Origin of the sequence: Lysinibacillus sp. LZ02 (genome assembly GCF_050613145.1) — a bacterium.
GTDB lineage: Bacteria > Bacillota > Bacilli > Bacillales_A > Planococcaceae > Lysinibacillus_B.
Genome location: NZ_CP192507.1, coordinates 311,451 through 326,441, shown reverse-complemented (window position 1 = coordinate 326,441; position 14,991 = coordinate 311,451). Strand labels below are relative to the sequence as shown.

Genomic DNA, 14,991 nt, shown 5'->3' with positions numbered 1-14,991 from the left:
AGATCAATTACTGCCTGTTAATGCGGAATAAATATTTATATTCATCTCATCTTGACTTTTTAAATGATAAAGATTATCATTATCAATATACTTGTTAAGTATTTCATTTTTGAGTCGAAGCGTATCCCCCCAGAATCGTTTCGTATCCTCCCTTACAATTTTTCATATGATAAAGGCAATGACAAACTTTTAGAAAGTTTGTCATTTTCTCTATATGGCAATACTCATTACATACACATAAAAAGGAGAGAATCTTCATGGAATTCCGTATTGAAAAAGACACAATGGGTGAAATTCAAGTCCCTGCTGATAAGCTATGGAAGGCACAAACACAGCGTAGCTTGCAAAACTTTAAAATTGGTACTGAAAAAATGCCAATCGAAGTTATTCGTGCATTCGCCATTTTGAAAAGATCAGCGGCTATCGCAAACCAAAAGCTTGGCAAGTTATCTGATATAAAAGCAAATGCTATCGTAGCCGCGGCTGATGAAATTTTAGCAGGAAAACTAGATGACCAATTCCCACTTGTTGTATGGCAAACAGGCTCTGGTACGCAGTCCAATATGAATGTCAACGAGGTGATCTCTTTCCGTGCCAACCAACTGATAGAGGAACAAGGGACTGAAGAGCGTGTTCATCCAAATGATGATGTAAACAAATCGCAAAGTTCAAACGATACATTCCCTACCGCACTACATGTCGCAGCAGTTTTAGCAGTAGAAGATTATGTATTACCGAAATTAAATGTTTTAAAAGCAACACTTCAAGCAAAAACAGATGCATTCAACAACATTATTAAAATTGGTCGTACACACTTACAAGATGCAACACCACTTACGTTAGGACAAGAAATTTCAGGCTGGGCACATATGCTCGTCAAATGTGAAAAGATGATTCAAGTAACAACTGAATTTATGAAAGAGCTAGCCATTGGTGGTACAGCGGTTGGTACAGGGATTAACGCCCATCCTAAATTTGGTGAAATGGTGGCGATGGAAATTGCAGCGTATACAGGCAAGCAATTTATGACAGCCGAAAACAAATTCCATGCTTTAACATCACACGACGAAATTACAACTGCTCACGGTGCATTAAAAGCATTAGCTGCTGATTTAATGAAAATTGCGAATGACGTACGTTGGCTAGCATCTGGTCCACGCTCTGGTATCGGAGAAATTACGATTCCTGAAAACGAACCAGGCTCATCCATCATGCCAGGGAAAGTAAATCCAACACAATCAGAAGCAATCACGATGGTAGCATGCCAAGTATTTGGTAATGATGCGACAATTGGCTTTGCAGCATCACAAGGGAATTTTGAATTAAATGTCTTTAAACCCGTCATTATCTACAACTTCTTACAATCAGCTCGCCTGCTTGCAGATGCGATGCAAAGCTTTAATGACAACTGCGCGGTCGGTATCGAACCAAATCAAGAAGTATTAGATGCTAACTTACGCCATTCATTAATGCTCGTAACCGCGTTAAATCCATATATCGGTTACGAAAAAGCAGCTGAAATTGCTAAAAAGGCACATAAAGAAGGCACAACATTAAAAGAAGCGGCACTTGCTACTGGTTACTTAACAGAAGCCCAATACGATGAATATGTTGATCCAAAAACGATGATTTATCCAAATGCGGAGTAAGTGTTAAGCGCATTTTCTTCTTAGAAGGACATACAAATCCCCCCTTACCTAAAAGTGGTAAGGGGGGATTATCTACTTTGATTCGTTAAATATCGCTTTTAACATTACCAATAATTAATATTTTGTTCATTGATCTTATGCGCTAAGCGAAGTGTCATTTTCGCTAATTCTGCATACGTCACATCGCTTTTTGGTTTCCATTCGCCATTCTCTGCCTCTAGTAGACCCATAGCAGATGCTAATGCAACATAACCGCGCATTTCCTTCGTCACTTGTGAAGCATCACTATAATCGAGCTGATAAATATCACTATATTGTGCCGCATTATTTAACTTTAATAGGTTCACTGCCCATTTTGCTAATTCTTCGCGTGAAAGTGGCGCATCCACATTAAATGTTTTATCCTCTGCATTCAGTAGACCGATCGATAATGCACGTGTTACAACTGGGTATAACTCATGATCAGCTGAAATATTTGTGAAAGACTCTGTTACTTCCTCTTCATTATGGAAACCATAGTACATATGTGTTACAGACTTCATTAACACTTGTAATGCTTCCCCTTTTGTAATCGCTGCATCTGGGTTGAACTCATCGTCTACTTGTAGTACACCTGTGCGAATTAAATAATTTAACTCCTCAGCAGCTGTCGGATGCTCAACTGTTGTTGTATCCTTGCTTGTTGCTTCATATAACCATTCGCCTGTTTTCGCATCAATGTAATTGAATAGGCTTTCTTTAAACTTCGGCTGATATGCTAAACTATAATGTTGTTCGTTTTCAACATTCGTAAGATTTACATATTGTAATTCTACTTTTAATTGGTCTTTTAAAAGTGTTGTCGCTTCCTGCTTTGTTAAGATGTCTTCTGCTACAGGCCATGCAATTTGATCATACGCCGTTACAGATAGGTTCTGTAGTTCCCCTGTTTCGCTTATACCTACATGAATTTGATCCCCTATTACCGTTAAGCCATTGACAATTCGCGGGAATGCAAAGTAATAGCTATCTGTTTCACTGAAATAAGGTTCCACGTTTACAGGCAATGCATAGTTACTTGCGTAAGAAGGTATCCATTCTTTAATATAAGCAACCGCTTTTTCTAATGCCTGTTGCTGTGTTAATGCTGGTGCTTTGTCCTCATCTTCATCTACTTCCAAAAGATGATTTTTAATATCATGATATTGGATCACTTCACCTGTTGCTTTGTCAATTACTAGCGAAGTGCCTGTCCCACCATTTTTGTATTCATACATATAATCTATCGAATAGACTTCTTTACCATTTTCATTTTCCGTTTCATAGATGGAGTGAATATTTAATTTTACACCTTTTTGATTTGTTGCAAGAAGCTTCGTCGCCAACTCTTGTGCTTGTTCTGCTGTAATACCCGGTTGCTTTGGTGCTAAAGGCTGTTCCACAATCGGTGTCACCTCTTGCTGTTTTGGCAATGTAGCTGATAACCCATCTACTGTAATCCACTCACCCGTTAAAGCATGTACACCTCGTGTTACTTGGCTATTCGGTTGATAAACAAGCTTTACATTTTGCTCCCCTGTCTGATAATTGACATCAACCATATACGACAGTTGGGCTGTTACAGCATTTCGAATACGCTTCGCCATGTCTGATTCATTTTGCTTTTTCGATGGATCATCGTACGTAAACTTACCTTTTTTAGCTTGTCCCTTATGGAAGGATGTAACCGTTCCATCACCTAATACCGCTACGCTAATATATTGATCCGCTAGTGGTACCTCTGATTTTGTAACATTATACATGAAGTGGTATTGAACTGGCTCTGTTAACAGCGATGAATAGAAATCATAGTAACCAAATGAATCTGAATTAAGTTTGTATTCTGTCTTTTTGTCAAACTTTTTAATAAATTTATCAGCAATTTTTTGGGCTTCTTCTTTTGAATATTTCGCTGGGAACAATACCTCTGCATAGTTTGCCGGTTGATAATAGAAACCCTCCAGCTCTAAGCTTTCTCCAGCAAATGTTACACTTCCATGTTCGTAACGATTGTCAATCTTTTTAGAGAAGCTCAACTCATATCGTAATGTATCGTCCCCTGAGTAATAATGTCCCGTACTCATATGAAAATCTTTTTCCGCTACATTTGTAAACTCATTTGGAAATAACTCTCTAAATCGTTTGATTAAATCATTTTTCGTAACTACCGCATTCGTTTGTGCAACTTGAATTGGCAATGTCTCTGGACGTTCATTCGCCAACGTTGAAGCACTGACAACTGGCGCTAATAAACCTACTGATAATGCCGTTGCCGTTAATACTGTTCCTACTTTTTTAAATGTAACCATTTTTCATCCTCCTATCTATTTGCGTGCAGAAACCTCCACATTTACATATACGTGTTTTATAAACAAAAGTTTCATAAATTGTAATATTTTATTACATATTACCTTTTAATTTCCAGTTAAACAACTGAAATCTACGTATATACAAGGTTAATTCATTAAAATGCAACTATAGGTACAGTTCCCTCCACCTCTTAAACACCAAAGGTAATATATGTCCATATAAAAACGTTCATGCTTTATTGGCATGAACGTTTAATAACTTATTTTTCTAATACACGTACTTGTATAGGAGGTAGCTTGCTTTCTAATTGCGCTCGCATATGCTCGTATTGTGGTGGTAACATCAACTGACTCCCCATCATTTGTGATGTTTCATCAATTGCAAAGCCTGGTGGATCTGTTGCAATTTCAAATAAAATCCCACCCGGTTCACGGAAATAGATCGCATCAAAATAATTACGGTCTTTCACATCCGTTACATGTAGCCCATTATTCATCACATGTTTCTGCCATTGCAAGTGCTCCGTCTGATCTTTTGCACGCCACGCAATATGATGCACCGTCCCTGGGCCCATTGCGCCGTGACGGCCTGGCACTATTTTTAAATCAATGATATTGCCAATCTCAGCAGGTGCTTTATACCTAACGTAATCCCCTTCACGTGCAACAAGCTCTAATCCCATGAGATTTGTTAACACATCGGCGGTTTGCTGTGGACTACTTGAATATAAAGTGGCACCACCAAATCCTTTAATCCCAACATCAGGTGTCACCTCACCAAATGACCACTTACTGTTTTCTCCTTCTTTCCGTGCAACTAGCTCGATATGTAGCCCGTGTGGATCATCAAATTGAAGATACTGCTCACCGAAGCGCTCTACCTCTATAAAAGGAACAGCAAATTCCTCAAGTCGCGCTGCCCAAAACGACAAAGCCCCCTCTGGTACAACATACGATGTAACACCGACTTGTCCATCTCCAATACGTCCACGGAAATCACTTGGCCACGGGAAAAACGTCATAATTGTTCCTGGTGATCCTGCTTCATCTCCAAAATAAAGATGATACGTGCCAGGGTCATCAAAGTTTACCGTCTTTTTCACTAGTCGTAACCCTAAAATGCCCGCATAAAAATCTACATTTTCTTGCGGATCCCCAACGATAGCTGAAATGTGGTGAATACCTGCTGTTTTCATCATTTTTCCTCCCATTAAATAAATGTGACGAACTCATCTACCGGTTTTCGGTAACCACGTAAATTTCGGCTTTGTTCTTTTTCTTTCCCAATTGTAATCATCATAACAATTTCGTGCGTTGATGGAATCGATAAAATTTCCCGTACCTTTTGTTGATCAAACCCAATCATCGGACATGTATCCCAGCCACGATTTTTTGCAGCTAGTATAAATAACATTGCAGAGAGGGATGCGTTACGAATCGCATCTTCCTTCATAAATTCCTCGCCACGCTCTTCATAAAATGCGGCATTATCCTCTACTAATTGCGTCAGCTGACAGTCATTAATAACCCCCAAATTCTTTAAGCCTTCATTTAATCGTGCAGTTTGCTTATATGCATAACGGTCAGCCGTCACAACAATAGCACCTGCTGCTGAATGGACTTTATATTGCCCATACGCTGCTTCACGTAATTGTTCTTTTAACTCTTGATCTAAAACCGCAATATATTCAGCATGTTGCAAATTAAAAGCGGATGGCGCTAGCTTTACATCATCAAAAATCAGTTTTAAATCTTGTGGTGTGACTGCAACCCCTTCTATAAAATTATTTGCTGAGCGTCGTTTTTCAATAAGTTTTGCAAATTCCATATGTAAGCCCCCATTATTCACTATAAATTTATCTCAATTTTAAATATCTTTAATTCGAGATAAATATACCACTAAGGAACGATCATGTCAAACAACAGTAGATAAATGTCTTAGAAAAATAACAAGGCGCTGCTCTTATTTCTATGCTTGAGCAGCGCCTTTAATCAAATGTGTCTTGATCGTCGTATGTTTCGATTGTTTTTTCCAATTATTGTGCCTCCTGTAAGATCGTTTTATTGTTCTCAAGAAGCTGAATCATCAACTGAAGAATCTTTTCCTCCATTCTTGGTGATGAATTAACCTCTTTTGCAATAATACGTTTTAAATCTAAAATTGTTTGAACTTCGAGCATGTGCTTTTCTGCTAATTTGAAAGCCTGCTCTAACTGACCGGTCACCATGGGCAACTCTCCTTTTCAAAATGTATTCAGTATTATTATATCAAATAACTCGCAGAGAATTCACATAATTTAGCTAAAAATTTATTGTAAATTTTTTCGATAACTTAAAACCTTAGAAAAAATCTACATTTCCTATGCTGTAAACAAATAAATTTTACAATATTTACATTTTAAAAATAGCTAACGACAATACTTCTCTACTATTTTAGTATATGCATATTATTTCAAATTGTTACCAAACTAACTTATCAAATGTATTCAGTAGTGAAAAAATAAACTATATTTTCTATTCCAACTTTGAAAGAAAAAAAACAAACGCTCCTCATTACGAGGAGCGTCCTAAATTATCGTTTCACTGTATCTGATTGACTCATTGTATTTAACGCTGTTTCCGTTTTCGAACGACCAATCATATTAAACACAATATTTAACGCAATCGCTGTAATCGAACCTGTTACGATACCGTTTGCGAATAAAATGGATAATGTTTCTGGTAAGTTTTTGAATACTTCAGGAACAATCGATACACCAACCCCTAAACCAACAGCACATGCCACGATTAACGCGTTTTCCATTGATTTATTGATTTCTGGTGCTAACATTTTCATCCCTTGTGTAATGACTGTACCGAACATCGCAATCATTGCTGCACCAAGCACGGGTGTTGGAATGATTTGTGTTAGGGCTGCTGCTTTTGGTAAGAAACCAAGAATCACAAGCATACCACCTGTGATGAAAATAACTTTACGTTCTTTTACACCTGTAATTTGGACTAACCCTACGTTTTGCGAGTATGTTGTGTACGGGAAGGCGTTAAAAATACCACCGATAATGGAAGCTAAACCTTCTGCACGATACCCTTTCGCTAAGTCCTTTGAACCGATTGGCTTTTTACAAATATCACTTAATGCATGGTATACACCTGTTGATTCTACTAATGATACCATCGCTACTAATGTCATCGTAATGATTGGTTCTAGATGGAATTCTGGCGCCCCAAAGTAGAATGGTTGCACCATGTGTAACCAGCCTGCTTCTTTTACCGGCGTAAAATCAACGACATCTAGAATCATGCCTAGCACTGTCCCAACGATAATCCCCATTAAAATTGAGATCGCACGCATAAAGCCTGTTGTAAAGCGATAAATCACAATGATCGTGATTAATGCTGTGAACCCTAATAGTAAGTTTGTTGTTGAACCGAAATCTGGTGCATCTGCTACACCACCACCAAAGTTTGTAATCGCCGTCGGTAATAATGAAATCCCGATAATAGATACGACTGAACCTGTAACAACCGGTGGGAAGAATTTCACTAGCTTACCGAAGAAGCCTGAAATTAATACAATAATAGCACCTGAAGCAATAATCGCTCCGTAAATGGCACCAATGCCAGCTGAATGTCCAATTGTAATAATCGGTGTTAACGCAGTAAATGTACACCCAAGCACTACTGGTAAGCCGATTCCAACAAATTTACCGCTCCATACTTGTAAAAGTGTTGCTATACCACACATTAAAATATCGATCGCTACTAAATACGTCATTTGCTCTGTATTAAAACCAAGGGCACCACCGATAATAAGCGGCACTAAAATCGCGCCAGCATACATCGCAAGTAAATGCTGAATACCAAAAGTGATCGCTTTTGCATTATTCATTAAAATTCACCATTTTCGAAAAATTCTACCTTTCCGTTTGCCAGTGATTTAATGCGTGCTAGCGATTCAATACGTACACCTTGTTCACGTAGCATTTTACCACCATCTTGGAAGCCTTTTTCAATCACAATCCCTACACCAACAACATGTGCACCAGCTTGCTCGGCAATATCAAGTAATCCTTTTACAGCCTCCCCATTCGCTAGGAAGTCGTCAATAATAATGACATTATCATCGGCACATAAAAAGTTTTTCGATACTGAAATGTCGTTCGTCTCATTTTTTGTAAAGGAATGGACCTTTGCTGAATATAAATTATCTGTTAATGTGAGTGATTTACGTTTACGTGCAAAGACAACTGGCGCACCAATTGTTAAGCCTAAAAATGTTGCCGGAGCAATCCCTGAAGATTCAATTGTTAATACTTTTGTAATGACTTCCTCCGCATAAAGATTAGCGAATTCCTCACCAATTGCTTTCATTAAAAGCGGATCGATTTGATGATTTAAAAACGAATCTACTTTTAACACCGTATCTGATAATACTTTACCCTCTTGCTCAATTTTATCTTTTAACAGCTCCACAGCTACCCGTTCCTCCCTAAACAAAATACTTTACTCATAAGAAAAGCGCATTCGCGCCCGCTTAGCTGCGACAAGCGCTGGAAGCAAACTCTTAGCGTGCTTGACACGCGTAGTGTTTGATGAAGCGACCTCGAGCAGCATGCTCCTGCCACTTACGCTTTCGTCGCAAAATAAATTTTGGTGCGAATGCCTAGACACTCTTTAAACTAGAAGAAATTTATACTTTCTTATCTTCAAATAAAAAAAACTCGAACAGTCCTTTCCCTATGCGGAAACAAGACTTTCGAGTGTACGTCAAAAGTATACAAATAAAATGCTCTATCATAGACATTCTATTCACAAAACTTGCTTCTCATAGTCAACTAATTTAAGGTTAGTCGGTAGAAACTTGCGAGCCCTATTCCCGCTATTATATGAGTAAAGTTATTTAGCTAAAATTTAAGAATGTCACAATTATAATCACGTTATTTTCGAAATGCAATGCTAACTTTAATAATAAAACGATTTCGATTATTCGGAATTTACTTACAAAACCCAAAGGTAGTGTTAACTATCGTTCGTTTTTCAGGCTACTTTCTGTGTTTTATGACAAAATTCGCCTTACTTCATCTTTAAATAATGCAAAGACCTCTCCTGTTTTACCATAATAACTTAGGCTACGGCAAGCAAATACTTTTATTTTTCGCTCATTCGTAACAAATAGCTCTGCAAATGCCCCTACTTCTTCAAGGTCTTGCACTCTTTCAACGTGTGCATAATGGTCAATGAGTGAATCAGCAAATCGTTGGCGGAACTGCCGTAACGCATCCGCGCCATGCAAAATCATCACCTCTGGCTGGAATTCCGCCAATACTTGACCGAATATATCATATCCTTTTTCATAGTCTTCCGGTACAACCTTGCTATGCTCTTTTAAATTTTTAGCAGATTCCGCCATGAGTGCTGTGATCGTTGTATTGACAGCCATTTCACTACATTCCTCTTTTAACCATTGCATAAAAGCAGCAATCCCCTTATTTTCACGCGACTGCATCTGTTCACCATAAATCAGCTCGAAAAGCGTTGCATCAACAAGTGATTCCATATACTCAAATTGTTGAAACTCGCCGCTTACTTCAAACTTTGGATGTGGAAAAGCGCCCACTACAAAGACACGGGATTTATAGGGGTTACCATCTACTAAAAACGGTCGAAAAGCGACACTATTATTGTTTGAGCTAATCCATTCATTTATTTTTCGTTGAAATCCAATTGATACGCTCATTCCTTCACCCTCTTAACATCATGTAATATCTGTTGCCAGTATAAAAAACTTACTATATATACGATTCTATATTTTTTCAAAAAGTTATTATTCATTATAACAGGTTCTTACAATCATAAAAGTAGCGGAATATTATATTTCATATAACAAAACGGCTCGCCATATGGGAGCCGTTTCTATTTTATTAATAATCTAAATCACACTTTTCCAGTGGGACGATTTTTGTTTTATGTTTCATTTTATAACCTACCCATAGCATGGCGAATAGTGGAAGTCCGATATACGATACTAATACACCGTACCAGTCAATCGTACCGCCTGTGAAAGCTGTATAGTTTTGACCAATAATGACAATCATACATACGACAAAAGCAAATAACGGACCAAATGGATACCATGGTGATACGTAAGGTAAGTCTTTAATATCACGGCCTTGCGCAACATACGCTTTACGGAAACGGTAATGACTAACCGCAATCCCTACCCATGCGATAAAGCCGGACATCCCCGATGCGTTCAATAACCAAATATACACAACACCATCACCAAAGAATGATGCTAAAAACGATAACGAACCAACTGCTAATGTTGCTAGTAACGCATAAATTGGAATGCCACGTGTATTCACTTTTGCAAAGAATTTTGGTGCCTTCCCGTCCACTGCTAATTGATACAGCATACGGCTTGCGGCATACAGACCCGAGTTACCTGCTGACAGCATCGCAGTTAAAATAATCGCATTCATCACAGAAGCAGCAAATGCCACCCCTAATTGATCGAACACAATCGTAAATGGACTCATCGCAATATCATCAGATAATAGACGCGTATCTGTATATGGAATTAATAAACCGATCGCACCAATGGCAAAAATATAGAATAATAAAATACGCCAAAACACAGAGCGAACTGCTTTTGGGATATTTTTTCCTGGATCATCTGTTTCACCAGCAGTTACACCTAGCATTTCTGTTCCCTGGAACGAGAAACCTGCTGCTAAGAAAATACCAAACATCGCCATAAAGCCGCCATTAAACGGCGCTTCATCTACAAAGAAATTGGATAATCCGACTGGATCATGGCCACCTAAAATACCAAAAATCATTAAGAAGCTGACAATGATGAAAATAATAACAGTCGCTACTTTAATCATAGCAAACCAGTATTCACTCTCACCATACGCTTTAACAGATAATAAGTTAAACGATAATACAACAACAATAAACAATACTGTCCACAGGAGCGAAGAACTATCTGGGAACCAGTATTTCATAATAATAGATACAGCTGCAATTTCCGCTGCAATCGTAATCGCCCAGTTATACCAATAATTCCAACCTAGCGCAAAGCCAAATGCCGGGTCAACAAAGCGCGTTGCATACGTACTAAATGAACCCGATGTTGGCATAAAAGCAGCCATTTCCCCAAGGCTCGTCATTAAGAAATATACCATCACGCCGATTAATGCATAGGCAAGCAATGCACCACCAGGACCAGCAGTCGAAATAGCCGAACCAGATGCTAAAAATAGCCCTGTTCCGATTGTACCACCTAAAGAAATCATGGTAATATGACGACTTTTTAGGCTACGCTTCAGCTCAGACTTATTGCCGAGTTGATCAATTTCAATATTACTCATACATATAAAACTCCTCATCTTTTTTGTTGATTGTATTTCGGTTTCGAGGCTTGAGCATTTTAAAAAATTCATTTTCCAAACAAAAAACCGCCATAAAAAGCTATGACGGTATCCGAAATACCTCATCAACTTGAAACGATAGCTCACCCGCGCGAAACGCGGCAGTTCTGTCCCTATTCGAGTACAGCCCCAGCATAGTGTCTGAAGAGCGACACTATACTTCGGCAACTATTCCTTTCATATAGCTTCACGGATTCTCCCAATCTCAGCTATACTAGTCATAACAGTCGCGACCTCTACCCCACTTTTCACATGAGGCAAAAACTATTAAATTAGAATATGTACATGAGTCTAACATAGCAATTTTTTGTTATCAATCATTTCGGTACTTTTCTTTATTTTCCAACATTTCAAAACAGTCAAACATTATTTTAAGGAGCTTTCATCATGGCAAAGTCATCTAACTACCAAAGCAAAAAAATACTATTAAACCGGAAAGTCATTCTATTTTCTTTATCCATTATTCTGTTTGCAATGACACTTCGAACACCACTTACCGTTGTAGGACCCATTACATCATTCATTCGGGACGGATTAGGCATTTCAAATGTCCTTGCCGGCTTCTTAACGACTATTCCTTTACTCGCATTCGCGGTTGTTTCACCTTTCGCACCAAGGATTGCGCAACGTTTCGGAATGGAATGGACGCTATTCTATTCGCTCTTACTATTGATAGCTGGGATTGTTTTACGCTCACTTGGCACAACGTCTCTTTTATTACTAGGAACAGTACTGATTGGGATCGCGATTTCATTTGGCAATGTACTTATTCCAAGCTTCTTTAAAATGCGTTACCCATTGCATATTGGGATTTTAACGGGAATTTATACGGTTTCCATGAATTTATCAAGTGGTTTTGCCGCAGGAATTAGCTATTCGGTTGCCACAGCGACAAACTGGCAAATGGCTTTAGGGATTGCCATTCTTGCTGCGATTGTTGGCATCATTTTTTGGATTCCACAGCTCCGCGGGGAAAAAGTGGCATTGACAAGCAGTACATCTAAAGGCAATGGTTGGGCGATGCTTATCCGTTCGCCGATTGCATTAGCAGTCATGGTTGCAATGGGGATGCAATCATTTCTGTTTTATACAATGGCGGCGTGGATTCCAGAAATTTATATCGCACAAGGCATCGATGCGAATCATGCGGGATGGCTTATTTCCATTATGCAGTTTGGTCAAATTCCTATGACCTTTTTAACACCGATTGTAGCCGCAAAAATGACAAATCAACGCCCGATTGTACTCATGTTTTCTGCCTTTTATTTGCTCGGCTTTACGGGCGTGTTAATGGAATGGACAAACTATGCCTTTCTTTGGATGATCTTTTTAGGCTTTGCAGGTGGTGCATCGTTTAGTTTATCGATGATGTTCTTTACCCTTCGTACTACAACGGCTTACGAAGCGGCTGAACTTTCAGGGTTTGCGCAATCGATTGGTTACTTACTAGCAGCTATCGGTCCGACATGTTTCGGGCTGCTTCACGATGTAACAGATAGCTGGTTCGTGCCGAATATTATTTTCCTTATTATAGCCATTTCTTTAGCCGTTGCCGCATATATTGCAAGTAGCAACCGAACAATTCACGATTAACACAAACATACGTACTCATTTATGATATAATAATGCATTATATTTAAAGGAGAAAAGTATGTTTCGGAAACGTCGAAAAAAGAAGAAAAAACGCATTCCACTCATGCGGTTGCTGCCATTTTTGATAGCGGGAGGCATCGGCTGGTACTATATAGAAACCGTTAAAGGATTTGGTGTCGGTGTTGGTGCATATGCATTATTATGGCTCGGTTTTAAAACGTGGCTACGCTCACATGAATCCTCACGCTTACGTAAAGCAGGCATTGCAGAAGTCGATCAAATGACGGGCGAAGCATTCGAGCGTTTCCTTGGCGAATTATTTAAACGCCGTGGTTTTAAAGTATCGTATACTGCGACAAGCGGTGACTATGGCGCAGATTTAGTGTTAAAAGATGGGAAAGATATTATCGTCGTCCAAGCAAAGCGCTATTCAAGCTCCGTCGGCGTCAAAGCCGTGCAAGAAATTATCGGTGCCATTAGAATGTATAATGCAACAGAAGCATGGGTTGTCACGAATAGTTACTTTACAAAACAGGCGGTGAAACTGGCAAATATTAATGACGTCTACTTAATCGATCGTAAAGAGCTAATAGACATGATTTTGGATAAATAACAAAAAGTAGTATCTCTGAAAAATGGAGGTACTGCTTTTTTATTTGTTAGAAATAAATTCACGAAATTTTTATCATCCCCACCCTCCTTCAAGCAAAATATAACAACTTTTCGCAAAAACGTATTAATATTGACATTCGTATCAATACTATATAAATCATCTTAAAACTGTCGACAGTGAACAGTCTAAAAGCTACTGTATCCGAGCAAAACATCGCTGCATTCGGTCTAAAATTTGCCGTATCCGAGCAAAAGCCCGCGGTGAACGGTCTAAAAGCTACCGTATCCGAGCAAAACGTCGCTGTATCCGGTCTAAACATCCCCGTACGAGCAAAACACTACCGTTATGCTGGAACATTAAAATGCACATATATAGTTTGTAAATGTTGAGGAGGATTTCAATGGGGCTACCAATACGAATGGACTATGCGATTAATCTCCTTCGCACAGCTGAATATGTGGAAGCAAAAATTGTGTTCAATCAATTATTAAAGATGTATACGCGGCAGGCACAGACAGAAAATAGTTGCCTTTGTTTATATCACCTCACTACGATTGCTTATATGCGCGGGGAAATGCAACAGTTTAAGACTCTTTTTACTCGCTACGAAACACTAATTCATAAGACAAGCCAACCACAGCTACAAGCACATTATTATATACTGAGCGGGCTTACACAACTAACCACCCAAAATTATGAACAAGCCATTCAAGCATTCACAAATGCTTTACCGATTGCAGAACAGTCTCAATTAGCAGATGAAAAAATAACAGCCTTACTACATATTCAAAAATGTCATATTGTATTACAGCATTTTGAATCGTCACTTGAAATGAGTAATGCTTACTGGGAAAAATACGCTGATATCATTACATTCGCGCCTGCATCATATGTCTATTACATGTTAAACCGAGCAGAGACGCTCCTAGCACTTCATCGCATTAAAGAAACAAATGCGCTTCTCCAAAAATGCGAACAGCAGGCCGACTTAGGAAGTATGCCAAAAGAACATATAAAAACACTTGTACTACGTGCCCATTACTATATGGAAAAAAAGGAGCTCAACTGCGCCACAGCTGCTTTACAGCAAGCGCTAATCGTCGCAAAAGAAATAGAGGATATGCAGCTGTTACATGAACTGTACGAGGCACTCGTAAAAAACTGTGAAATGCGAGGGAAAACAAAACACGCCCTACAATTTGCGAAAAAGCAGTTACAGTTACAGCAGGTACTCATTAAGAAGTAAAATTGTACACAGCTTCTCGCTTATATACGAGGGAGTCGCCCTCTTTCATTCCATACACGTTCATATCAATCTTTATTTTAATAAAGAACACATTCCGATATTGAACGATGTAACTAACTCCAAAAAT

The 14,991-nt window shown here is 38.7% G+C and carries 12 protein-coding genes and 2 riboswitches; of the genes, 4 read left to right on the top strand and 8 right to left on the bottom strand.

The features are described from left to right. Positions 1-257 precede the first annotated feature (257 nt). Positions 258-1,649: a class II fumarate hydratase gene (fumC, locus tag ACQQ2I_RS01495; RefSeq protein WP_431028793.1), complete on the top strand. Its 1,392-nt coding sequence runs from the start codon at positions 258-260 to the stop codon at positions 1,647-1,649. Positions 1,650-1,753: 104 nt separating this feature from the next. Here the strand turns inward: fumC and ACQQ2I_RS01490 are convergent, their stop codons facing one another. The 8 genes from ACQQ2I_RS01490 to ACQQ2I_RS01455 all read right to left on the bottom strand — a co-directional run bounded on the left by ACQQ2I_RS01490 (position 1,754) and on the right by ACQQ2I_RS01455 (position 11,352). Further along, entirely contained in the window at positions 1,754-3,976 is a 2,223-nt protein-coding gene (locus tag ACQQ2I_RS01490; RefSeq protein ID WP_431028792.1) for an S-layer homology domain-containing protein, read from the bottom strand. A gap of 260 nt (positions 3,977-4,236) precedes the next feature. Further along, on the bottom strand, positions 4,237-5,175 hold the full coding sequence (locus ACQQ2I_RS01485) for a ring-cleaving dioxygenase (RefSeq protein WP_431028791.1): 939 nt from the start codon (positions 5,173-5,175) through the stop codon (positions 4,237-4,239). 11 nt (positions 5,176-5,186) lie between these two features. Continuing rightward, on the bottom strand, positions 5,187-5,804 hold the full coding sequence (locus tag ACQQ2I_RS01480; protein WP_431028790.1) for a nitroreductase family protein: 618 nt from the start codon (positions 5,802-5,804) through the stop codon (positions 5,187-5,189). 208 nt (positions 5,805-6,012) lie between these two features. Beyond that, positions 6,013-6,204 (bottom strand): ABC transporter permease, encoded by a 192-nt coding sequence (locus tag ACQQ2I_RS01475; RefSeq protein WP_391373040.1) that lies wholly within the window; start codon positions 6,202-6,204, stop codon positions 6,013-6,015. Positions 6,205-6,548: 344 nt separating this feature from the next. Next, positions 6,549-7,865, bottom strand: a complete 1,317-nt coding sequence (locus tag ACQQ2I_RS01470; protein ID WP_431028789.1) for a nucleobase:cation symporter-2 family protein — start codon at positions 7,863-7,865, stop codon at positions 6,549-6,551. Further along, positions 7,865-8,449: a xanthine phosphoribosyltransferase gene (locus ACQQ2I_RS01465; RefSeq protein ID WP_431028788.1), complete on the bottom strand. Its 585-nt coding sequence runs from the start codon at positions 8,447-8,449 to the stop codon at positions 7,865-7,867. The genes ACQQ2I_RS01470 and ACQQ2I_RS01465 overlap by 1 nt, the downstream gene beginning before the upstream one ends. Positions 8,450-8,784: 335 nt before the next feature. Further along, positions 8,785-8,886, bottom strand: a riboswitch (purine riboswitch). A 146-nt stretch (positions 8,887-9,032) separates the two neighbouring features. After that, positions 9,033-9,713 (bottom strand): hypothetical protein, encoded by a 681-nt coding sequence (locus ACQQ2I_RS01460; protein ID WP_431028787.1) that lies wholly within the window; start codon positions 9,711-9,713, stop codon positions 9,033-9,035. Between the two features lie 184 nt (positions 9,714-9,897). Further along, the gene (locus ACQQ2I_RS01455) at positions 9,898-11,352 is read right to left on the bottom strand and encodes an amino acid permease (protein ID WP_431028786.1); all 1,455 of its coding nucleotides are present in this window, start codon (positions 11,350-11,352) and stop codon (positions 9,898-9,900) included. Positions 11,353-11,483: 131 nt separating this feature from the next. Then, a riboswitch (Lysine riboswitch) is annotated at positions 11,484-11,659 on the bottom strand. A gap of 140 nt (positions 11,660-11,799) precedes the next feature. Here ACQQ2I_RS01455 and ACQQ2I_RS01450 point away from each other — a divergent pair. The 3 genes from ACQQ2I_RS01450 to ACQQ2I_RS01440 all read left to right on the top strand — a co-directional run bounded on the left by ACQQ2I_RS01450 (position 11,800) and on the right by ACQQ2I_RS01440 (position 14,864). Beyond that, on the top strand, positions 11,800-13,005 hold the full coding sequence (locus ACQQ2I_RS01450; RefSeq protein WP_431028785.1) for a CynX/NimT family MFS transporter: 1,206 nt from the start codon (positions 11,800-11,802) through the stop codon (positions 13,003-13,005). A gap of 58 nt (positions 13,006-13,063) precedes the next feature. After that, positions 13,064-13,618, top strand: a complete 555-nt coding sequence (locus ACQQ2I_RS01445) for a restriction endonuclease (protein WP_431028784.1) — start codon at positions 13,064-13,066, stop codon at positions 13,616-13,618. Positions 13,619-14,018: 400 nt separating this feature from the next. Then, entirely contained in the window at positions 14,019-14,864 is an 846-nt protein-coding gene (locus tag ACQQ2I_RS01440; protein ID WP_431028783.1) for a hypothetical protein, read from the top strand. Positions 14,865-14,991 lie beyond the last annotated feature (127 nt).

What these genes read in the sequence shown, in the direction of transcription:
- fumC (WP_431028793.1), top strand. Translation starts at nt 258, where the DNA reads ATGGAATTCCGTATTGAAAAAGACACAATGGGTGAAATTCAAGTCCCT.
- ACQQ2I_RS01490 (WP_431028792.1), bottom strand. Translation starts at nt 3,976, where the DNA reads ATGGTTACATTTAAAAAAGTAGGAACAGTATTAACGGCAACGGCATTA.
- ACQQ2I_RS01485 (WP_431028791.1), bottom strand. Translation starts at nt 5,175, where the DNA reads ATGATGAAAACAGCAGGTATTCACCACATTTCAGCTATCGTTGGGGAT.
- ACQQ2I_RS01480 (WP_431028790.1), bottom strand. Translation starts at nt 5,804, where the DNA reads ATGGAATTTGCAAAACTTATTGAAAAACGACGCTCAGCAAATAATTTT.
- ACQQ2I_RS01475 (WP_391373040.1), bottom strand. Translation starts at nt 6,204, where the DNA reads ATGGTGACCGGTCAGTTAGAGCAGGCTTTCAAATTAGCAGAAAAGCAC.
- ACQQ2I_RS01470 (WP_431028789.1), bottom strand. Translation starts at nt 7,865, where the DNA reads ATGAATAATGCAAAAGCGATCACTTTTGGTATTCAGCATTTACTTGCG.
- ACQQ2I_RS01460 (WP_431028787.1), bottom strand. Translation starts at nt 9,713, where the DNA reads ATGAGCGTATCAATTGGATTTCAACGAAAAATAAATGAATGGATTAGC.
- ACQQ2I_RS01455 (WP_431028786.1), bottom strand. Translation starts at nt 11,352, where the DNA reads ATGAGTAATATTGAAATTGATCAACTCGGCAATAAGTCTGAGCTGAAG.
- ACQQ2I_RS01450 (WP_431028785.1), top strand. Translation starts at nt 11,800, where the DNA reads ATGGCAAAGTCATCTAACTACCAAAGCAAAAAAATACTATTAAACCGG.
- ACQQ2I_RS01445 (WP_431028784.1), top strand. Translation starts at nt 13,064, where the DNA reads ATGTTTCGGAAACGTCGAAAAAAGAAGAAAAAACGCATTCCACTCATG.
- ACQQ2I_RS01440 (WP_431028783.1), top strand. Translation starts at nt 14,019, where the DNA reads ATGGGGCTACCAATACGAATGGACTATGCGATTAATCTCCTTCGCACA.